This is a genomic window from Pantoea sp. WEP (genome assembly GCF_041678305.1).
Lineage (GTDB): Bacteria > Pseudomonadota > Gammaproteobacteria > Enterobacterales > Enterobacteriaceae > Pantoea > Pantoea dispersa.
This window is the reverse complement of sequence record NZ_JBGNXB010000001.1, coordinates 1,085,810-1,103,131: the sequence shown is the minus strand read 5'-3', so window position 1 is coordinate 1,103,131 and position 17,322 is coordinate 1,085,810. Positions and strand designations below refer to the sequence as shown.

The window sequence follows — 17,322 nt, the reverse complement described above, 5'->3', positions numbered from 1 at the left end:
ACTGCCCTCTCTGCCTTTTCACTCGCCTCAATCGCGCTATCAGTGGCGCTTTTCTGCGCTTTATTACGGTTGACAACAGGCGGCAATCGCCGCGATATCCTGTGGCGTGGTGCGACAGCAGCCGCCTATCAGCCGTGCGCCCGCCTGTTGCCATTCGGGGAATTTATCGTGCAGCGTGCAGCCAGACGGCGCCGAGTGCCAGCTTTTGCTGACCGCATCATACTGCTCGCCGGAGTTAGGATAGACCAGCAGCGGCTTGTCCGTCAGCGTCTGTAGTGTTTGCAGCGCCGGCGTCACGCTCTCCAGCGCTACGCAGTTGAGGCCGACAGCGACCACCTGCGGCGCGGCATTGAGGACTTCCGCCACCTTGCTCAGCGGTGTGCCGTCACTCAGGTGTTGCGCATCGCGCAGCGTGAAGGAGAACCACGCGCTGCTGTGCGGAAACTCTGCCAGCAGGCTAATCAGCGCCTGAATTTCACCAAACGACGGCAGCGTTTCACACGCCAGCAAATCCACGCCCGCCTCCAGCAGCGCCGCCACGCGCGGACGGTGGAAATCCTTCATTTCAGCAGCCGGCAAGGCGTAGTCGCCGCGATACTCGGCGCCGTTGGCCAGATAAGCGCCATAAGGACCGACCGATCCGGCCACCAGCAGCGGTGCCTCGCTGCCAGATGCAGCACGGTAATCGTCGCGCGCGCGCTGGGCCAGCGTCACGCTCTGGCGAATCAGCGCGCTGGCCTGGCCGCTATCCAGTCCGCGGGCGGCAAAGCCCAGCGGCGTCGCCTGATAGCTGGCGGTGATCGCCACGTTAGCGCCGGCGGCGAAGTAGTCATAGTGCACCTGATAAATCAGCTCGGGATTTTCCATCAGCACTTTGGCTGACCACAGCGTATCGGCCAGATTACAGCCGCGCGCCTCCAGCTCTGTCGCCAGCGCGCCATCCAGAATCAGGGTATCAGTGTGAGTCAGGGCCGCAGCGATGGGGTTACGCGACATCATCAGTCTCCTTAGCGTTGAAAGCGTGTTGGCGTTTTTGCGTCAGATAATAAGCAGCGTAGCAGAACAGTACAAAAGGAATGCCGCACCATAGCGCGATGCGCTGTGACGGGTCAAAGGCCAGCCCGATGCACGCCAGCAGACACAGGGTAAATCCGAGGATCGGCACCAGCGGATAGAACGGCGCGCGGTACGCCAGCTGCTGCGGCGCATTGCCCGCCTGAAGATAGCGCCGACGGAACATGTAGTGTGAGGCGCAAATGCTCAGCCACACCGCTACCACGGCAAAGCCGGAAATCGCTGACAGTGCCACAAACACCGTATCCGGCGCGATCACGCTGGAAAACAGCGCCAGCAGGCCGCCGAGCATACTGACGGTGATGGCCAGCTGCGGAATGCCGCGCCGGTTGACCCGGGCAAAGCAGCGCGGCAGCGTGTTTTCATTGGCCAGCGACCACAGCATCCGTCCCGAGGCGTACAGTCCGGAGTTCGCCGCTGACAGGATCGCGGTGAGGATCACGAAGTTGAAAATATCCGCCGCGTACGGGATGCCAATCTTTTCGAACACCAGTACGAACGGACTTTTAACGATGCCCGCCTGATCCATCGGGATCAGCGCGGCCAGCACAAACACCGTGCCGATAAAGAAGATGATCAGGCGCGCCACGGTGGTGCGAATCGCCAGCGGCAGCGCTTTCTGCGGCTGCTCGGTTTCACCCGCCGCAATCCCGATCAGCTCGGTCCCGGAGAAGGCAAAATTCACCGCCACCATGGTCATCAGAATCGGCAGCGTGCCGTGTGGCAGCCAGCCGGAAGCGGTCAGGTTATGTAATCCCGGCGCCGCGCTGCCGTCTTTCATCGGGATGAACCCCAGCATCGCCGCCGCGCCCAGCACGATAAAGGCAATGATGGTGATCACTTTAATGATGGAGAACCAGAACTCCCCTTCGGCAAAGAAGCGCGTCGAAACACTATTCAGCAGATAGATGGCGACACAGAACACCAGGCACCACAGCCACACCGGCACCGTCGGGAACCAGTACTGCATGCAGAAACCGGCGGCGGTCAGGCTGGAGCCGAGCGCCACCGTCCAGGTGAGCCAGTAGAGCCAGGCCACGGTGTAACCGGTCGCCGGACTGAGGTAGCGCGCGGCGTAGACGTGAAACGCGCCGGTTTCCGGCATCGCTACCGCCAGCTCGCCAAGACACACCATCACCAGCCATACCACCAGCGCACCAATCAGATAGGCCAGCAGCGTGCCCGCTGCGCCGGTGGTGGAGATGATGTAGCCGGTGTTGAAAAACAGCCCGGTGCCAATCACGCCGCCGAGCGACAGCATCACCAGATGCCGCACCTTCATGCTGCGCTTGAAGTTTGCCTGCGAAGGCGTCGGTTCAGTTTGCATTCTTTATATCCATATGGACGTCTAAACTTCTATATGGACACAGAGTTATACGCATCCGCGCGGCAATTTGCAACGTGGGAAAGGGTAAGGATTGGGAAAGCGTGTGCGGCCCCGCCGCGACGGGGCACACCAGTCAGGCGCCGAAGACGCCCTGCAGATAACGCTCAAGCGCCATGCGCGAGCTAAAACCGTGGGGAATACCGTAGTGCTCCTGCGAATCCCCCATAAGGTAGAGAGGGAACTGCGTGTAGTGGTCGCAGGTTTTCATCTCTGATGCGGGTTCAGCGAAATGCTGACTTTTTTCTTTCAGGGTGGGATGAATGATCAACGCTGTGCGCCCCATGCGGGCTTCGCGATTCACATAGACGTAGTTTTCGCCACGGCGATAACCATAAGTTTTGGGTGTCAGGACGTCCATTTCGAATCCTGCTTTTTCCAGTACGCGCGCTACCTCATCCGGACGTAAATACATGCTTGCTCCTCTCTTCTCACAGCCCCGCAACCTTACATCAGCACGACAGCACAGGACATTCGGAATTTCCCTAAAGCCTGGCACACGGCTGCGTTTAGTCACGTTTCGTCTACACTTAGTATTACGTTTTAAGTCAAAGGGAGCGAAAAATGTTTAATCGAACCAGCAAAAACGATGACATTGATATCAATCAGGATGTAAACGAACTGGCCGATTCGCTGGAAGCCTTACTGAAATCTTACGGCAGCGAAGCCAAAGATGAAGTGGATAGCGCACGCAGCCAGGCGCAGGCCCTGCTGAAACAGACGCGCGCTAAACTCAACGGCAGTGGCAACCGCGTGACTCAGGCCGCGCGCGATGCGGGTTATCAGGTGGATGCTTACGTGCATGACAAACCGTGGTACGGCGTGGGTGTCGGTGCCGCCGTCGGTCTGGTGCTGGGCGCGCTGCTGATGTCACGCCGCTAAATCGCTAAGAAATCATCAGGAGCCTCGCGCATGCGGGGCTTTTTTTTGCGCGTCACTCCGCATTAGCGCGCCGATCCGGCTGCTGTCAGGCTGGTTAAAATTGCCGCAAAACCCTTTACAAAAATTTTTTCCCTGCGCCAGGGCGCACCATCGCTGGCATTCGCCCTATTCCGACTGCTTAAATCACAAAACCCTATATCTGGTGGGCTTGACCACCAATACCACTACATCTAGTATTCAACACATCAACTCGCTACCAGATGTCAGCAGGGACGACGTTCGCAGCAAAAGGGTTTTTGCTTCGTATCTCGCAACCTGACCACAACCAGAGGGAAATACGAATCATGCGCATTATTATTTACACTAAGAGCCAGTGTGTCCAGTGTGACGCCACCAAAAATGCCATGGATCGCAGTGGCATCGACTACCAGCTGATTAACCTCGATAGCCAACCGGAAGCCATCGATCAGCTCAAATCGCTTGGCTATCGCCAGGTGCCCGTGGTGATGACGCACAACGACCACTGGAGCGGCTTCCGTCCCGACAAAATCGCCGGCCTGCGCCAGCTCGCTGCCGTCGGGGGATAAAGCGATGTTTCCACTGGTCTATTTTTCCAGCCAGTCGGAAAACACGCACCGGTTTATCACCCGTCTCGGCCTGCCTGCGCGGCGTATTCCGCTCGACGCCACGCAGCGCCTGCACATCGACCAGCCCTACATTTTAGTGGTGCCGAGCTACGGCGGCGGCAGCGCGCGTGGAGCAGTGCCGAAACAGGTGATTCAGTTCCTTAATGATGACGCCAATCGGCGCGGTATTCGCGGTGTGATTGCTGCGGGCAATCGCAACTTTGGCGCGGGCTTCTGCCTGGCCGGCGACATCATTGCGCAGAAATGTCAGGTTCCCTATCTCTACCGCTTTGAGCTGATGGGAACCGCCGACGATATTGCCCATGTTAAAGCGGGAGTGACCCAATTTTGGCAACGACAGACACCCTGAACAGCACACAGCTGGACTACCACGCGCTCAACGCGATGCTGAACCTGTATGACGCCGATGGCCGCATCCAGTTCAGCAAAGATCATGAAGCCACACGCCAGTTTTTCCTGCAGCACGTGCAGCCCAACAGCGTGCCATTCGACTCGCACGGCGAGCGTCTGCGCTATCTGGTGGCCGAAGGCTATTATGAAGCCGGGGTACTGAACCAGTACGATTTCGCCTTCCTGTGCCAGCTGCACGAAGAGGCTGACGCCTGGGGCTTCCGTTTTCACACCTTCCTCGGTGCGTGGAAGTTTTATACCAGCTATACGCTGAAAACCTTCGACGGCAAACGCTATCTGGAAACCTTTGAGCAGCGCGCCTGCATGGTGGCGCTGACGCTGGCGCGCGGCAATGAAACGCTGGCGCGGGAACTGCTGGCCGAGATGCTGAGCGGTCGCTTCCAGCCGGCTACGCCCACGTTCCTAAACTGCGGTAAACAGCAGCGCGGCGAGCTGGTCTCCTGCTTCCTGCTGCGCATTGAAGACAATATGGAGTCGATTGGCCGCGCGGTGAATTCGGCGTTGCAGCTGTCGAAGCGCGGTGGCGGCGTGGCGTTTCTGCTCTCCAACCTGCGTGAATCCGGCGCGCCGATCAAGCGCATTGAAAATCAGTCGTCGGGCGTAATTCCGGTGATGAAGATGCTGGAAGATGCGTTCTCCTACGCCAATCAGCTTGGTGCGCGTCAGGGCGCGGGCGCGGTGTGGCTGAATGCGCACCATCCGGATATCCTGCGCTTCCTCGATACCAAACGTGAAAACGCTGACGAGAAGATCCGCATCAAAACGCTGTCGCTTGGCGTGGTGATTCCGGATATCACCTTCCAGCTGGCCAAAGAGAACCGCGATATGGCGCTGTTTTCGCCTTACGACGTTGAGCGTATTTACGGCAAGGCGTTTGCTGATATCAGCATCAGCGAGCACTACGAGGCGATGCTGGCCGACGATCGCATCCGTAAAACCTTCATCAAGCCGCGCGACTTCTTCCAGACGCTGGCGGAAATTCAGTTTGAGTCCGGCTATCCCTACATCATGTATGAGGACAGCGTGAACCGCAGCAACCCAATTGCCGGTCGCATCAACATGAGTAACCTGTGTTCGGAGATCCTGCAGGTTAACAGCGCCAGCGAGTATCACGACGACCTGAGCTATCGCCGCGTCGGCAAAGATATCTCCTGTAACCTCGGCTCCCTGAATATCGCCCACGCCATGGACTCGCGTAATCTGGCGCAAACCGTGGAAGTGGCGGTGCGCGCGCTGACGGCGGTTTCCGAGATGAGTGACATTACCTCCGTGCCGTCGGTGGCAGAAGGCAATCGCCGTTCACACGCTATCGGTCTCGGGCAGATGAACCTGCACGGCTATCTGGCGCGTGAAGGCATGGCTTACGGTTCGCCAGAGGCACTGGATTTCACCAACCTCTATTTCTACTGCGTGACGTATCACGCCCTGCGTACCTCCAACCTGCTGGCGCAGGAGCGCGGCGCGAGCTTTGACGGCTTTGCGCAGTCGCAGTACGCCAGCGGTGCCTATTTCGACAAATATACCCAACACAGCTGGCAGCCGCGTACTGCCCGGGTGGCGCAGATTTTTGCCGATGCCGGCATCGCCCTGCCCGACCAGGCGGACTGGCTGGCACTGCGTGCGTCAGTGATGCAGCACGGTTTGTATAACCAGAACCTGCAGGCGATTCCGCCGACCGGTTCCATCTCTTACATCAACCACGCCACGTCGAGCATCCACCCGATTGTGTCGCGCATTGAGATCCGTAAAGAGGGCAAAACCGGCCGCGTGTATTACCCGGCTCCGTTTATGACCAATGACAACCTTGAGCTGTATCAGGATGCCTACCAGATTGGTCCCGAAGCGATTATTGATACTTACGCCGAAGCCACCCGGCACGTCGATCAGGGCCTGTCGCTGACGCTGTTTTTCCGCGATGACGTCACGACGCGCGATATCAACAAAGCGCAGATCTACGCCTGGAAGAAAGGCATCAAAACCCTCTATTACATTCGACTGCGTCAGATGGCGCTACAAGGCACGGAGGTACAGGGCTGCGTTTCCTGTGCACTGTGATGATGACTATGCAACTTAAACAAATTCAGGCGATTAACTGGAACCGCATCCAGGACGAGAAAGATCTCGAAGTGTGGAACCGTCTTACCAGCAACTTCTGGCTGCCGGAGAAGGTGCCGCTGTCCAACGATCTGCCGGCATGGCAGTCGCTCGACCCGCAGCAGCAGCAGCTTACGATTCGGGTGTTTACCGGTCTGACGCTGCTCGACACCATTCAGAACGTCATTGGCGCACCGGGGCTGATGGAAGATGCGCTGACGCCGCATGAAGAGGCGGTGCTGTCGAACATCAGCTTTATGGAAGCGGTTCACGCGCGCTCTTACAGTTCGATCTTTTCCACGCTGTGTAACACCGCCGACGTGGATGCCGCCTACCGCTGGAGTGAGGAGAATGCCGCCCTGCAGAACAAGGCAAAGATCGTGCTGGAGCACTACCGCGCCAGCGATCCGCTGAAGAAGAAAATCGCCAGCGTCTTTCTGGAGTCGTTCCTGTTTTACTCCGGCTTCTGGCTGCCGATGTACTGGTCAAGCCGCGGCAAGCTGACCAATACCGCCGATCTGATTCGGCTGATTATCCGTGATGAAGCGGTACACGGTTATTACATCGGCTATAAGTACCAGAAAGCGCTGGAAACCGTTGACGACGTGCGCCGCGCTGAGCTGCAACAGTTCGCCATCGATTTACTGCTGGCGCTATATGAAAACGAGGTGGTGTACACCGAAGCGCTGTATGCCGACGTGGGCTGGGCCGAAGAGGTGAAAACCTTCCTGCATTACAATGCCAACAAGGCGCTGATGAACCTGGGTTACGAAGCGCTGTTCCCGGCGGAGCTGACGGCGGTAAATCCGGCGATTCTGTCGGCGCTGTCGCCCAACGCCGATGAAAACCACGATTTCTTTTCGGGTTCCGGTTCATCCTATGTGATGGGTAAAGCGGTTGAAACCGAGGACGAGGACTGGAATTTTTAGTCGCGTGCGGTGCGCGGTAAAGGGTGCACATTGCACCGTAAGCGGTGCGCATCAATGCGCACCCTACGGTTGGGTTAATCATGTCGCCTGAAATGCACCCAGCGGTTAGGTTGATGCATCTGTAAGGTCGGCATTCATGCCGACCGGAACGCGCCTCCAGCGGTTAGGTTGATGATACATCCACAGGGTCGGCATTTATGCCGACCCTGTTAATTTCATATCGATCCCACCACGTTCTGCTCATTCATTTTCCTCTCCTGCATTCTCGCCATCTCCCCCGAAATAACGTTAATTCCGCGCGTGATTATTTTACCTATTTAGCGCCATTCATCGTCGGAATATTTCGCCTGACTAAGCGTGATTTATCCGCCTTCCGGCAATAATTCTGGCCGAAACCGGTTTAATTTCACAAAAAATTCAGAAAAAATTTATCCCGTCTCATCCCTTGCAGGCACTGGAATTAGCCACTGTCGCGCCATACGTGTCACGCCAGATATTTCCGTCAAGGGTTGTCAGATAATCTCACTATGCTACGGTATAGGCGCTTAAATTTACGCAGGGTACAACAAGAAATAGTCAGACATTTAACCAGGAATTTCATTACTGCATGGCAATTAAACTCGAAGTAAAGAATTTATATAAGGTATTTGGCGATCATCCCGAAAAGGCATTTAAGCTGATTGAAAAAGGCGAGAGTAAAGAGAGTATTCTGGCGAAAACCGGCCTCTCACTCGGCGTCAAAAATGCCAGTCTGGCCATTGAAGAAGGCGAGATCTTTGTCATTATGGGGCTGTCCGGCTCCGGCAAGTCCACTATGGTTCGCCTTCTCAATCGTCTGATCGAGCCGACACGCGGCCAGGTGATTATTGATGGCGTCGATATTGCCAAAATATCCGACGCAGAATTGCGTGATGTGCGCAGAAATAAAATCAGCATGGTATTCCAGTCATTCGCACTGATGCCGCACATGACGGTGCTAAATAATACGGCCTTTGGCATGGAATTAGCTGGCGTGGCGCTGCAGGAGCGGCAGGAAAAAGCGCTCGACGCGCTGCGTCAGGTCGGGCTGGAAAATTATGCTCATGCCTGGCCCGATGAACTCTCCGGCGGAATGCGTCAGCGTGTTGGATTAGCCCGCGCACTGGCGATTAATCCGGATATATTGCTAATGGACGAAGCCTTTTCCGCACTTGATCCATTAATTCGCACGGAAATGCAGGATGAACTGGTAAAACTGCAGGCGAAACATCAGCGCACCATCGTGTTTATTTCCCACGATCTGGATGAAGCCATGCGTATTGGCGACCGCATCGCCATCATGCAGGGCGGCGAAGTGGTGCAGGTCGGCACGCCGGATGAAATCCTCAATAATCCGGCCAACGATTATGTGCGCACCTTCTTCCGCGGCGTGGATATCAGTCACGTCTTCAGCGCCAAAGATATCGCCCGCCGCAGTGCCGGCGCGCTGATTCGTAAGGCCGCCGGTTTCGGTCCGCGGTCGGCGATCAAACTGCTGCAGGATGAAGACCGCGAATATGGCTACGTGCTGGAGAAACAGAAATTCATCGGCGTCGTCTCCACTGACTCGCTGAAAGCGGCACTCGCCGCCGGTGAAGGGCTGGATAACGCGCTGCTCTACGCACCGCTGGCGGTGCCTGCCGATACCTCGCTTAACGATTTACTCTCTCACGTCGCGCAGGCGCCCTGTGCGGTGCCGGTGATCGGCGAAGATCAGCAGTACGTCGGTATCATTTCCAAAAGCACGCTGTTACGCGCTTTAGATCGTGAAGGAGCCCAGCCATGAATGCACAAAACGCCAATCCATGGGAAAGCGCCAGCCAGACCAGCGCACCACCCGCCACCAGCAACGCCGCCGCAGCCAGCAGCGATCCGTGGTCCGCGACAGGTAGCAGCACGCCGGCTGACAGCAGCGCCAGCGCCGCCGATGCCTGGGGCAACGCCGCCGGCAGTACATCGGATGCTGCCAGCAGTGGTGGACACGATGCCGTCAGCAGCGCCGCCAGCAGCAGCGACTGGCTGAGCAGCGCACCGGCCGCGGCACCGGATCACTTCAGCCTGCTGGATCCGTTCCACACCACGCTGATTCCGCTGGATCGCTGGGTCACCGAAGGCATCGACTGGGTGGTAACCCATTTCCGTCCGCTGTTTCAGGGCATTCGCGTGCCGGTGGATTATATCCTCAGCGCCTTCCAGCAACTGCTGATGGGGCTGCCTGCGCCGGTGGCGATCGTGGTGTTTGCGCTGATTGCCTGGCAGATTGCCAGCCCGGCGATGGGCCTCGCCACGCTGATATCGCTGGTGCTGATTGGCATGATCGGTGCCTGGTCCCAGGCGATGGTGACGCTGGCGCTGGTGCTCACCGCCCTGCTGTTTTGCGTACTGATTGGCCTGCCGCTTGGCATCTGGCTGGCGCGCAGTGAGCGCGCGGCGCGCATCGTGCGGCCCCTGCTGGATGCGATGCAAACCACGCCAGCGTTCGTCTATCTGGTGCCCATCGTCATGCTGTTTGGTATCGGCAACGTGCCGGGCGTAGTGGTGACGATTATCTTTGCCCTGCCGCCGGTGGTACGTCTCACCATACTCGGCATCAAGCAGGTGCCGGCTGACCTGATCGAAGCCAGTGAATCTTTCGGTGCCAGCCCGCGCCAGATGCTGTTCAAGGTCCAGCTGCCGCTGGCGATGCCGACCATTATGGCTGGCGTCAATCAGACACTGATGCTGGCGCTGTCGATGGTGGTCATCGCCTCGATGATTGCCGTTGGCGGTCTGGGCCAGATGGTGCTGCGCGGTATTGGCCGTCTCGATATGGGGCTCGCCAGCGTGGGCGGCGTCGGTATCGTGATCCTCGCCATCATTCTCGACCGCCTGACGCAGTCAGTAGGTCGCGACAGCCGCAGTCGTGGCAGCCGCCACTGGTACAGCAGCGGGCCGCTGGGTTTGTTGCTGCGTCCATTCAGTAAAAAAGCCTGATTTCTTTGGGCGGCCCGCTGCGGTCGCCCGTCTCCGACGTCACACGTAAAATAAGGAATGACTATGCGCAAGACAGCTCTATTCGCCGCCGTCCTGACCACGGTTGCCGCGACGCACGTGTCCGCCGCCGACCTTCCGGGCAAAGGCATTACCGTTAAACCGGCTCAGAGTACCATTTCCGAAGAGACCTTCCAGACGCTGCTGGTGAGCCGCGCGCTGGAGAAACTCGGCTACACCGTTGAGAAGCCGAGTGAAGTGGATTACAACGTGGCTTACACCACCATTGCCGGCGGCGATGCCACCTTTATCGCCACCAACTGGCAACCGCTGCATGACGACATGTACAAAGCCGCCGGCGGTGATAATAAATTTTATCGCCAGGGCACCTACGTCAGCGGTGCCGCGCAGGGTTACCTGATCGACAAGAAAACCGCCGATCAGTACCACATCACCAACATCGAGCAACTGAAGGATCCGAAGCTGGCCAAACTGTTTGATACCAATGGCGATGGCAAAGCAGACCTGACCGGCTGTACGCCAGGCTGGGGCTGTGAAGCGGTGATTAACCACCAGATCGAGGCCTACAAACTGAGCGATACCGTGGTACACAACCAGGGTAACTACTCGGCGATGATTGCCGACACCATTACGCGCTTTAAACAGGGTAAACCGATTCTCTATTACACCTGGACGCCATACTGGGTGAGCGACGTGCTGAAGCCAGGCAAAGATGTGGTGTGGCTGCAGGTGCCGTTCTCCTCACTGCCAGGCGCGCAGAGCACAGTGGATACCAGACTGGCCAACGGCGCCAACTATGGCTTCCCGGTGAACACCATGCATATCGTGGCCAACAAAGCCTGGGCGGAGAAGAATCCGGCGGCGGCAAAACTGTTTGCTGAAATGAAGCTGCCGATTGGCGACATCAATGCCGAGAACGCCGCGATGCATGCCGGTCACGCCTCAGAAGCGGACATCAACGGCCACGTTGACGGCTGGATCAAAGCTCATCAGGCGGAATTTGATAAATGGGTCAGCGACGCCATGGCGGCGGCGAAATAAGCCCGCGCGGCACCCCGTCTCAGCCACGTGGTGCCGCCATTTTCCGCCCTTCCGCCCCGTCAGTAAGCGAAGCGTGCGCTATAGCGTACTGGTACGTCCTGTTAATTAACACAACATTGAAATAATTTTTTGGGTTACTATTACCCACATATGATTATTTACCCGCTTTTCCCACCAGCTATGTCTCCTTTCCGCCGCCCGCATCGGGTCCGTCGCGCCAGGATGAGTCTGCGTTATCGGTGGCATTCACCCTGCCACATGCCGGTTATACGGCAGACGACGAACGGAATTCATCACGCCGCTGGTGCTGGCGCGTTACCCGGACTAACCGGTGCCTTGTCGATTAACCCATTGATTTACTCCAGCAAAGCCGGCCGGGAAAAGTGTTTAGAAAACGTAAAGATCAATGCAAAGTGGTGAGCGATACTGTTCATTAATGATTGGCTTTGTTATGGTTAGCCACACAGTTATTCACCTAAGTTATTTTTACTCGCGAAATTATTCAATCCACTGAAGGTTTCGCTTAGTGAATTGATGACGATGGCGGCTTTGTCTGCAAAGCGGCTGGTCAGGGCGCAGAGCCCAGGGTTATGGACCGACCTGGAACGCCAGGTGCTGACAGTGTGACGGTGCAAACAATCACAGGCGGAAAATATGACTACGCTTAATCTGTCACCCTCATTATTATATTTGTTGCAACTAAGAGGTTTTTAATGGAAAGCTCGTTTACTCCCATTGAGCAGATGCTAAACATCCGTGCTAATCGCCACAAAGATTTTCCGCTGCAGGAGATCATCCTGACCCGTCTGTGCATGCACATGCAGGGCAAGCTGCTGGATAATCGCAACAAAATGTTGAAGGCGCAGGGAATTAACGAAACTTTATTCATGGCGCTGATTACGCTGGACGCGCAGGAAAACCAGAGCATTCAGCCTTCTGAGCTGAGCTCGGCGCTGGGTTCTTCCCGCACCAACGCGACGCGCATCGCTGATGAACTGGAAAAGCGCGGCTGGATCGAGCGTCGTGAGAGCGATAACGATCGCCGTTGCCTGCACCTGCACCTGACGGAAAAAGGTAACGAATTCTTACGTCAGCTGCTGCCACCACAGCATCAGAGCCTGCAGTATCTGTGGTCTTCGCTGACCGATACCGAGCAGGAGCAACTGGAAGCCATCACGCGTAAGTTGCTTAACCGTCTCGATAAAATGGACGAAGATCAGGTTATCGCTTCCCTGTCGCGTTAATAGCAAGAACTGCGACACAATCACCCACCGAAATCGCTATTTTAATCCCCTTTTATCCGGCCAGCGTTGCAAACGCTGGCTTTTTCGACTCGGGCGACCGTGTTGATGGATCAACACATCCCGACTAAATGGCAAACGTGGAGAACGACATGAGTGCGACAGCGGAAGCTCAAAGCCCGCAACAGCCCGCGAACAAAAAGAAGAAGCGCAAAGGTGCGCTGATCCTGCTGGCTATCGTGTTTATCGTGATTGGTGTGGGTTATCTGGCTTACTGGTATCTGGTGCTGCGCCACTTCCAGGAAACCGATGACGCCTACGTGGCAGGCAACCAGGTGCAGGTGATGGCCCAGGTTTCCGGCAGCGTGAATAAAGTGTGGTTCGAGGATACAGATCGGGTGAAAAAAGGCGACATTCTGGTGTCGCTGGATAAAACCGATGCGCAGCAGGCATTCGAGAAAGCGCAGACCGCGCTGGCCACCAGCGTGCGCCAGACGCACCAGCTGATGATCAACGGCAAACAGTATCAGGCCAGCATCAAGCTGCAACAGACCGCGCTGGATCAGGCCGAATCCGACCTGAAACGTCGCGAGCCGCTCGGTGCCGCCAATCTGATTGGTCGCGAAGAGCTGCAGCACGCACGTGATGCCGTGGCCACGGCGAAAGCCCAGCTGGACGTGGCGATTCAGCAGTACAACGCGAACCAGGCGATGATCCTGAATACCGACCTCGAAAACCAGCCGGCGGTAAAACAGAGCGCCGCTGAGCTGCGCGATGCCTGGCTGGCGCTGCAGCGCACCGACATCCGCAGTCCGATGGACGGCTATGTCTCGCGTCGCAGCGTGCAGGTCGGTTCACAGATCTCCACCAGCACACCGCTGCTGGCGGTGGTGCCGGCCACCAACCTGTGGGTTGACGCTAACTTTAAAGAGACGCAGCTGGCAGGCGTGCGCATCGGTCAGCCCGCCACGGTCATCAGTGATATCTACGGCGATGATGTGGAGTATCACGGCAAAGTGGTGGGTCTGGATATGGGCACCGGTAGCGCCTTCTCGCTGCTGCCAGCGCAGAACGCCACCGGTAACTGGATCAAAGTGGTACAGCGCCTGCCGGTGCGTATCGAACTCGATCCGCAGCAAGTGGCGCAACATCCGCTGCGTATCGGCCTCTCCACGCTGGTGAAAGTAGATACCCAGAACAAAGATGGCGCCGCGCTGGCCAGCAATGTCCGCACCCAGGCCGCGTATGAAAGTAACGCGCTGGCAATCGACCTTGCGCCGGTTAACCAGCTGATCGCTGACATTGTCCGTGCCAACGCGCAATAACCTCGCGGGAGGCTGTTATGGCACAAAAGCCGCTTGAAGGTGCGCCGTTAGTTCTGATGACCATCGCCCTGTCGCTGGCGACGTTCATGCAGGTACTCGACTCCACCATCGCTAACGTGGCGATCCCGACCATCGCCGGTAACCTCGGGGCGTCCAACTCGCAGGGCACCTGGGTGATCACCTCTTTCGGGGTGGCGAATGCCATCTCGATCCCGATCACCGGCTGGCTGGCAAAGCGCGTCGGTGAAGTGAAGCTGTTCACCTGGTCGACCATTCTGTTCGCGCTGGCCTCATGGGCGTGCGGCATGTCCGAAAGCCTGGAAATGCTGATCTTCTTCCGCGTGATTCAGGGCGTAGTGGCCGGTCCGCTGATTCCGCTGTCGCAAAGTTTGCTGCTGAACAACTACCCGCCGGCCAAGCGCAGCGTGGCGCTGTCGCTGTGGGCGATGACGGTGATCGTTGCGCCGATCTGCGGTCCGATTCTCGGTGGCTGGATCAGCGACAACTATCACTGGGGCTGGATCTTCTTCATCAACGTGCCGATTGGCGTGGTGGTGGTGATGCTGACGCTGCAAACCCTGCGCGGGCGCGAAACCAAAACTGAGATCCGCCCGATCGATATGGTCGGTCTGGTGCTGCTGGTGGTGGGGATTGGTTCTCTGCAGGTGATGCTTGACCGCGGTAAAGAACTCGACTGGTTTGGCTCAACCGAAATCATCGTGCTGACGGTGGTCGCGGTGGTGTCGCTGGCCGTGCTGCTGGTGTGGGAGCTGACCGACGATCACCCGATTGTCGATTTGTCGCTGTTTAAGAAGCGAAATTTCACCATCGGCTGTCTGTCGATCAGTCTGGCTTACATGCTGTACTTCGGCTCGATCGTCCTGCTGCCGCAGCTGCTCCAGGAGGTATATGGCTATACCGCCACCTGGGCAGGGCTGGCATCGGCGCCGGTGGGGATCATTCCGGTGATTCTGTCGCCGATCATTGGTCGCTTCGCCCATAAGCTCGATATGCGGCGGCTGGTAACCTTTAGTTTTATCATGTACGCGGTGTGCTTCTACTGGCGTGCGTATACGTTTGAGCCGGGGATGGATTTCGGTGCCTCCGCGTGGCCGCAGTTTATCCAGGGGTTCGCGGTAGCCTGCTTCTTTATGCCGCTGACCACCATTACGCTGTCCGGCTTGCCGCCAGAGCGTATGGCGGCGGCCTCCAGCCTGTCGAACTTTGTGCGTACGCTGGCGGGTTCAATCGGAACGTCAATCACCACCACCATGTGGACAGACCGCGAATCGATGCACCACAGCTACCTGTCGGAATCGGTTAATCCATTCAATCCAAATTCGCAGCAAATGTATGATCAGCTGCAAAGCATGGGCATGACGCAGCAGCAGGCGTCGGCTTATATCGCCCAGCAAATTACTAATCAGGGCCTGATTATCTCGGCTAACGAGATCTTCTGGGCATCGGCGGGGGTGTTTTTGGTCCTGCTGGTTCTGGTGTGGTTTGCCCGACCGCCGTTTGGCGCGGGCGGCGGCGGCGGTGGCGCGCACTGAGTGACAGAAACAAAAACGGGCCACAGCGGCCCGTTTTTTTATTTATGCGTTCTGACGCCACCATTCGGCGAGCAGGATACCGGTCGCGACCGAGACGTTGAGGCTTTCAACGTTGCCGGTACCGCCAATCGACAGGCTGATATCGCCCTGCTGGAATGCGCTGTCTGACAGACCTTCACGCTCCTGACCCAGTACCAGTACCATTTTGGCTGGCAGCGCTGCCTGCGCCAGCGGCGTACCGGCGTGGCTGGACGTGGTCACGATGGTGTAACCGGCTTTGCGGAACGCTTCCAGACCCGCAGCAAAGCTTTCGCCGCTGATTGCCTGGACGTGCTCTGCACCACCTTCGGCCGTGCGGACTGCGGCACCCGACTCCAGCAGCGAGGCATCATTGACCAGCAAACCTTTGACGCCAAAGTGCGCGCAGCTGCGCATGATACCGCCAAGGTTGTGCGGGTTGCTGACATCTTCCAGCGCCAGTACGCAGTCTTTGCTCTGCGCCTGCTGCAGCCATTCCGCCACCGGCATGCCCATGCGCTTCTTAATAATGAAGCACACGCCGCCGTGGTGTTCAGTTCCGGACGCTTTCGCCAGCTCGGCGTCGTCCACCACGTGATAGGCTTTGCGGTTTGCTGCCAGCCAGCGCAGGGTTTCGCGGAAGCGCGGCGTGACGCTTTGCACGAACCAGGCACGGACGATGCTTTCGGGACGGCTCTGGAACAGCGCCTGGCAGGCGTTTTCGCCGTATACGCGCGTCTCTTCCTGACGCTGACGGCGAATCAGTTCCGGGTCGATAACCGGCTTGCTGCTGGCCGCTTCGTCACCCGCATCCGCTTCAGCGGCGACTGGCGGACGTGACACGGTGCGCCACGGTGAATCACTGAAGCCGCGATCGTCCCGATCGCTGCGGCGACCGCGCGCGCTATCGTCACGCGGACCACGCGAACGCCCGGCATCATCGCCACGGGTGGTGCGCGGACGACCGCTCTCTTCATTATTACGGGTGCTGCGAGGACCAGAGCGACGATTCTCTTCCTGGCGCGCAGCAGGACGGCCGCCTTTGCCGGTACGGGGATTTGGCTTCTGACCGCCCTCCTCATCACGTACGTACATCACTTTTACCTTGCCGCTTTTGCCTTTAAATTCGTCGTTCATCTGTTCCTCCAGCATTGAGAGCGCGAAGATTACCTGATGTGTCGGCGCTTAGCTATCAACTATTGAACCTATTGCTTAATCCAGATTGAGCATAGCATTCAACCTTTTCATAATGTTCACCAATCCTAAGATTTACAGGTCCGGTTTGAGGTGACGATGAATACTGTATGTGCCTCCTGTCAGGCAACTAACCGCGTTCCAGAAGAACGTCTGGCCGACGGAGCCAAATGCGGTCGCTGCGGCGATGCGCTGTTTAGCGGTGAAGTGGTGAATGCCACGGCGGCCACGCTGGATAAATACCTGCAGGACGATCTGCCGGTCGTGGTCGACTTCTGGGCGCCATGGTGCGGCCCGTGCGTGAACTTCGCGCCGGTGTTTAAAGACGTCGCCGACGAGCGGCGCGGCAAAGTGCGCTTCGTGAAAGTGAACACTGAGGCGGAACCTGCACTCAGCACGCGTTTTCGCATCCGCAGCATCCCAACCATTATGCTGTTCAAAAACGGTGAGATGGTGGACATGCTGAACGGTGCGATGCCGAAAGCGCCATTCAACGAATGGCTCGACGAATCACTCTGAT

At 57.5% G+C, this 17,322-nt stretch carries 16 protein-coding genes; 12 read left to right on the top strand and 4 right to left on the bottom strand.

Annotated elements, in window-relative coordinates; genetic code table 11:
* Positions 1–63: 63 nt before the first annotated feature.
* The 3 genes from mmuM to ABVR31_RS04975 all read right to left on the bottom strand — a co-directional run bounded on the left by mmuM (position 64) and on the right by ABVR31_RS04975 (position 2,873).
* On the bottom strand, positions 64–996 hold the full coding sequence (gene mmuM, locus ABVR31_RS04985) for a homocysteine S-methyltransferase (RefSeq protein WP_372773977.1): 933 nt from the start codon (positions 994–996) through the stop codon (positions 64–66).
* Complete coding sequence (mmuP, locus tag ABVR31_RS04980) at positions 986–2,401, bottom strand: S-methylmethionine permease (RefSeq protein WP_058776476.1); 1,416 nt, start codon at positions 2,399–2,401, stop codon at positions 986–988. The genes mmuM and mmuP overlap by 11 nt, the downstream gene beginning before the upstream one ends.
* 133 nt (positions 2,402–2,534) lie before the next feature.
* Complete coding sequence (locus ABVR31_RS04975; protein WP_021506475.1) at positions 2,535–2,873, bottom strand: DUF2002 family protein; 339 nt, start codon at positions 2,871–2,873, stop codon at positions 2,535–2,537.
* Positions 2,874–3,022: 149 nt separating this feature from the next.
* Here ABVR31_RS04975 and ABVR31_RS04970 point away from each other — a divergent pair, with 149 nt between their 5' ends.
* The 11 genes from ABVR31_RS04970 to emrB all read left to right on the top strand — a co-directional run bounded on the left by ABVR31_RS04970 (position 3,023) and on the right by emrB (position 15,590).
* Complete coding sequence (locus tag ABVR31_RS04970; RefSeq protein WP_021506474.1) at positions 3,023–3,340, top strand: DUF883 family protein; 318 nt, start codon at positions 3,023–3,025, stop codon at positions 3,338–3,340.
* Between the two features lie 344 nt (positions 3,341–3,684).
* Positions 3,685–3,927 (top strand): glutaredoxin-like protein NrdH, encoded by a 243-nt coding sequence (gene nrdH / locus ABVR31_RS04965; RefSeq protein WP_021506473.1) that lies wholly within the window; start codon positions 3,685–3,687, stop codon positions 3,925–3,927.
* Positions 3,928–3,931: 4 nt separating this feature from the next.
* Positions 3,932–4,336, top strand: a complete 405-nt coding sequence (gene nrdI / locus ABVR31_RS04960) for a class Ib ribonucleoside-diphosphate reductase assembly flavoprotein NrdI (RefSeq protein ID WP_021506472.1) — start codon at positions 3,932–3,934, stop codon at positions 4,334–4,336.
* Positions 4,315–6,453, top strand: coding sequence for a class 1b ribonucleoside-diphosphate reductase subunit alpha (nrdE, locus tag ABVR31_RS04955; RefSeq protein WP_072209956.1), 2,139 nt, complete (start codon positions 4,315–4,317; stop codon positions 6,451–6,453). Before nrdI ends, nrdE begins: the two co-directional genes overlap by 22 nt.
* Positions 6,454–6,461: 8 nt before the next feature.
* Complete coding sequence (gene nrdF / locus ABVR31_RS04950) at positions 6,462–7,421, top strand: class 1b ribonucleoside-diphosphate reductase subunit beta (protein ID WP_336701409.1); 960 nt, start codon at positions 6,462–6,464, stop codon at positions 7,419–7,421.
* 607 nt (positions 7,422–8,028) lie between these two features.
* Positions 8,029–9,225, top strand: a complete 1,197-nt coding sequence (proV, locus tag ABVR31_RS04945; protein ID WP_372771953.1) for a glycine betaine/L-proline ABC transporter ATP-binding protein ProV — start codon at positions 8,029–8,031, stop codon at positions 9,223–9,225.
* Positions 9,222–10,412: a glycine betaine/L-proline ABC transporter permease ProW gene (gene proW, locus ABVR31_RS04940; RefSeq protein ID WP_372771951.1), complete on the top strand. Its 1,191-nt coding sequence runs from the start codon at positions 9,222–9,224 to the stop codon at positions 10,410–10,412. The genes proV and proW overlap by 4 nt, the downstream gene beginning before the upstream one ends.
* A gap of 63 nt (positions 10,413–10,475) precedes the next feature.
* On the top strand, positions 10,476–11,471 hold the full coding sequence (gene proX, locus ABVR31_RS04935) for a glycine betaine/L-proline ABC transporter substrate-binding protein ProX (RefSeq protein ID WP_372771949.1): 996 nt from the start codon (positions 10,476–10,478) through the stop codon (positions 11,469–11,471).
* A 713-nt stretch (positions 11,472–12,184) separates the two neighbouring features.
* Complete coding sequence (mprA, locus tag ABVR31_RS04930) at positions 12,185–12,715, top strand: transcriptional repressor MprA (protein ID WP_021506466.1); 531 nt, start codon at positions 12,185–12,187, stop codon at positions 12,713–12,715.
* Positions 12,716–12,864: 149 nt separating this feature from the next.
* Complete coding sequence (gene emrA / locus ABVR31_RS04925) at positions 12,865–14,037, top strand: multidrug efflux MFS transporter periplasmic adaptor subunit EmrA (RefSeq protein ID WP_222951720.1); 1,173 nt, start codon at positions 12,865–12,867, stop codon at positions 14,035–14,037.
* Positions 14,038–14,054: 17 nt separating this feature from the next.
* Positions 14,055–15,590 carry a multidrug efflux MFS transporter permease subunit EmrB gene (gene emrB, locus ABVR31_RS04920; RefSeq protein ID WP_021506464.1) on the top strand — a complete coding sequence of 512 codons (1,536 nt, stop codon included), beginning with the start codon at positions 14,055–14,057 and terminating at the stop codon, positions 15,588–15,590.
* A gap of 42 nt (positions 15,591–15,632) precedes the next feature.
* Here emrB and ABVR31_RS04915 read toward each other — a convergent pair whose 3' ends face one another.
* Entirely contained in the window at positions 15,633–16,745 is a 1,113-nt protein-coding gene (locus tag ABVR31_RS04915; protein WP_372771946.1) for a tRNA/rRNA methyltransferase, read from the bottom strand.
* Between the two features lie 156 nt (positions 16,746–16,901).
* On the opposite strand from ABVR31_RS04915, the gene trxC reads away from it, so the two are divergent.
* Positions 16,902–17,321: a thioredoxin TrxC gene (trxC, locus tag ABVR31_RS04910; RefSeq protein ID WP_021313847.1), complete on the top strand. Its 420-nt coding sequence runs from the start codon at positions 16,902–16,904 to the stop codon at positions 17,319–17,321.
* Position 17,322 lies beyond the last annotated feature (1 nt).

Excerpts from the sequence above, each read along its gene's own strand:
- mmuM (WP_372773977.1), bottom strand. The coding sequence starts at position 996 with ATGTCGCGTAACCCCATCGCTGCGGCCCTGACTCACACTGATACCCTG.
- mmuP (WP_058776476.1), bottom strand. The coding sequence starts at position 2,401 with ATGCAAACTGAACCGACGCCTTCGCAGGCAAACTTCAAGCGCAGCATG.
- ABVR31_RS04975 (WP_021506475.1), bottom strand. The coding sequence starts at position 2,873 with ATGTATTTACGTCCGGATGAGGTAGCGCGCGTACTGGAAAAAGCAGGA.
- ABVR31_RS04970 (WP_021506474.1), top strand. The coding sequence starts at position 3,023 with ATGTTTAATCGAACCAGCAAAAACGATGACATTGATATCAATCAGGAT.
- nrdH (WP_021506473.1), top strand. The coding sequence starts at position 3,685 with ATGCGCATTATTATTTACACTAAGAGCCAGTGTGTCCAGTGTGACGCC.
- nrdI (WP_021506472.1), top strand. The coding sequence starts at position 3,932 with ATGTTTCCACTGGTCTATTTTTCCAGCCAGTCGGAAAACACGCACCGG.
- nrdF (WP_336701409.1), top strand. The coding sequence starts at position 6,462 with ATGCAACTTAAACAAATTCAGGCGATTAACTGGAACCGCATCCAGGAC.
- proV (WP_372771953.1), top strand. The coding sequence starts at position 8,029 with ATGGCAATTAAACTCGAAGTAAAGAATTTATATAAGGTATTTGGCGAT.
- proW (WP_372771951.1), top strand. The coding sequence starts at position 9,222 with ATGAATGCACAAAACGCCAATCCATGGGAAAGCGCCAGCCAGACCAGC.
- proX (WP_372771949.1), top strand. The coding sequence starts at position 10,476 with ATGCGCAAGACAGCTCTATTCGCCGCCGTCCTGACCACGGTTGCCGCG.
- mprA (WP_021506466.1), top strand. The coding sequence starts at position 12,185 with ATGGAAAGCTCGTTTACTCCCATTGAGCAGATGCTAAACATCCGTGCT.
- emrA (WP_222951720.1), top strand. The coding sequence starts at position 12,865 with ATGAGTGCGACAGCGGAAGCTCAAAGCCCGCAACAGCCCGCGAACAAA.
- emrB (WP_021506464.1), top strand. The coding sequence starts at position 14,055 with ATGGCACAAAAGCCGCTTGAAGGTGCGCCGTTAGTTCTGATGACCATC.
- ABVR31_RS04915 (WP_372771946.1), bottom strand. The coding sequence starts at position 16,745 with ATGAACGACGAATTTAAAGGCAAAAGCGGCAAGGTAAAAGTGATGTAC.
- trxC (WP_021313847.1), top strand. The coding sequence starts at position 16,902 with ATGAATACTGTATGTGCCTCCTGTCAGGCAACTAACCGCGTTCCAGAA.